Here is a 2,767-nt window from a genome sequence, read left to right as displayed (position 1 = left end):
CGAGGCTGAAGGGATGGATATCATCGCCGCTCGCGTTGAAGAGCATGACCTTGATCGGAATCGCCTCGGTTGGCGGCTTCAATCCGGCCTCTGCCGAACAGCCGACGATCTCACCGAGTTCGTCATTGCCGTCGGGCCGGAATGTCACGTCTTCGGCCTTGCCGTCTGCATCAAGCAGAATGCGAATCTCGGCAAAGCCTTTGGCGAATTTCACGCCATAGACGTCATAGCCGCCCGGGCCGACGCCGCGGAAGAAGATCGACTCCAGCGGGCCGAACGCCTCCAGCATCGATCGCATGTCATCGGCCTGGCGCGCCACCCGCGCAGCCAATGCCGGGCTCATCCGATCGTAGGTCGGTGTGCCGCGTTGCATGTTGATGAGGCCGCGCTGGACCAGCTCCTTGCTGCCGGACGTCGGAGCCTGCGCCCGGAAATGGTCGGAGACCTCGGCCATGCGCATTGCCGAGGCGTCCTCGATGCTGCGGGCCTTTGCCGCATCGACCCGGCGCGCCACCCGGGCGCCGATGATCGGATCCTGCAACAGCACCCGCGCCACGCCGGTCTTCGGATCGCGCAGGAAGATTACGAGATTGTCGTCCTTGCCCGAGAAAGCGTCGACGCAGTCGGCCGCGACCTCGTAGCTGAGGCGCCCGGTCTCCTTCAGGCGCAGCCGGTCGCCCGATCGCGTCACGGCGACGACCTTATTCGATGACAGCTGGTACCAGCCCACATAGTCGTCGAGCTGCGCCGTCCCGCAGGCTTCGCCTTCCCACGACAATTCCGCAATCCGCTCCGCATTCCGATCGTGGCCATCCTGATGCACGGTCAGCTCGGCGGGCTGCGCCGTGTCGGCAGCGAGCGCAAAGGTGAGCTGGCCGGCTGCATAGGACCAGGCGCCATCGTCGACGGCTGCAAGGCGCGACCTGCGGTGCCCGGTGAGCTGGCCGGACAGGCCGTCCGGCTCGTGCGAGATCGCAAGGATCGCGCCGGGCGCAACGCCGTAGAAGGCGACATGCTGCGGCTTGCGCGCGATCTCGGCCGGGCGCGACGCGACGCCAACAGCGGCCGCCGGACCGATCCGGTAGGCGATCGTCGCAGCGCAGGCGATCACGGCCGGAAGGATCGCGGCGCCGAGGAAGGCCCGGCGCCGCCAGCCGATGCGGGCGGGAATGCCTGATAAGGCCAGGATGCGCTCGATCCTGCTGTGAATGGTGTTGGCCCGCGCCATCTCCAGCGCCAGCATCGGCCGCCGGCGCGCCTGCACCATGTCGAGCAGCAGCTCGGCATAGCCGAGCCTGTCATCGACGACCTCGATCGCCTGCGCGTCACTGATGATCTCGGCGAGCTCGGCGAGCTTGGCAAACTGCCACCACGCGAACGGTGAGAACCAGAACAGCGCGCGGTTGATGGCGGCAAGCAGCAGCACATGGAAATCGCGATTTGCGACATGCGCGCGCTCATGCGCCAGCACGGCGTCGCGCTTGGCGTCCTCCCACGTCGTGGCGTACAGCGGAAACAGAATGGTCGAGGCGAAGGTGACAGGGGCGTCGACGTCGCGGCTGAAACGAACGTCTGATCGTCCGACCCAGGACTCGTCAACCGGTGTGGCCGCTCGCACGAGCCGCCAGGTCAGCAGCAGTCCCGTGATGAGCCGCAGCAGCAGAAATCCGGCGACAAGCAGGTAGATTCCACTCGCGATGTGCCGGCCATCGACATGCGCCAAGACATGCGCAAAGACATGCGCGACCCGTCCGGGCGCAGCGGCATGCGGCATCTCGCTGCCGGCGGACGGCACGGCCAGGCCCGTGCTCTGAAACGATTCTTCGGCGAACCAGATCGGATCCGGCCCTTGCAGCGGCGCCTCCGTCACCGTGAGCGTCACCGTAGGCTCGTGCATGACGAACGGCATCGCCAGCGACGCCGCGAGCACGATCAGCCATGCGGTCATCTGCGCCTGCGGATTGCGCACGCGGCACAGCTTCAAGCCGAGCCACACCAGGCTTCCGAGCAGCAAGGAACGCAGCGCCGCCTCGGCCAGAATCGATAGCATTATTTTCGGGCCCCCCTCCCCTTGCTCGCCTTGTTGGTCTCCTTGTTAGTCTCCCTGGCCTTTGCAACCTGATCGGCCAGCTCACGGAGTTGCTTCTGATCGAGCATCGCATTGTCGACCATGCCGACCAGCACCTCCTCGACCGAGCCGTTGCAGAACCAATCGACGATCCGCTTCACCGCCTTCGCCGCGACGCGCGCCCGCGGCTCGGCCGCCTGATAGACATAGGTGCGCCCGTCGACGGTGTGGCGCGCGTAACCTTTTTCCTCGAGCCTGCGCAGCACGGTGCGGACCGTCGATTCCTTCAGACGACGCGACAACTGCTCGCGCACGGCCTCCGCCGTGACCGGCCCATGGGCCCAAACCAGTTGCATCACCTCGCGCTCGAGGTCGCCCAGGCCGGGCAAGCCATCGTCCATCTCTGCAGCCTTGTTCTGTATCCGACAATCAATGCTACCGATTGTCGCGCAACTTCGCGCGATATGCAACCAGACATTGGATACGGGTGACGCCGGCGCGAGGCAGAAACAGATCAGCCCCCCTCGCGGCGCCTGACGCGTCCGAGCTTTGCCAATGCGCGCCCTCACACGACGGAGGGCGCAGGGAAGGCCGGGTGCAGGTCGCACCCATGGTTGCGTGCAAAAAGCACGCGGTAGTCACCACAGGTACGAGCCGAACATCCGGCCTTCCCTGCGCGATGGCTTTACGACTTATAGG

At 65.8% G+C, this 2,767-nt stretch carries 2 protein-coding genes; both read right to left on the bottom strand.

Annotated features, from left to right (window positions below; translation table 11 throughout):
- On the bottom strand, positions 1–2,050 hold a 2,050-nt coding region (locus tag WA702_RS26340), incomplete at its 3' end, for a M56 family metallopeptidase (RefSeq protein WP_425113473.1).
- Entirely contained in the window at positions 2,050–2,469 is a 420-nt protein-coding gene (locus WA702_RS26335) for a BlaI/MecI/CopY family transcriptional regulator (RefSeq protein WP_425113472.1), read from the bottom strand. The genes WA702_RS26335 and WA702_RS26340, both read right to left, overlap by 1 nt.
- Between the last annotated feature and the right edge of the window lie 298 nt (positions 2,470–2,767).

The sequence above is a fragment of the Bradyrhizobium sp. genome (genome assembly GCF_049798375.1).
GTDB lineage: Bacteria > Pseudomonadota > Alphaproteobacteria > Rhizobiales > Xanthobacteraceae > Bradyrhizobium.
This window is presented reverse-complemented; position numbering and strand designations above follow the sequence as displayed.

Excerpts from the sequence above, each read along its gene's own strand:
- WA702_RS26335 (WP_425113472.1), bottom strand. The coding sequence starts at position 2,469 with ATGGACGATGGCTTGCCCGGCCTGGGCGACCTCGAGCGCGAGGTGATG.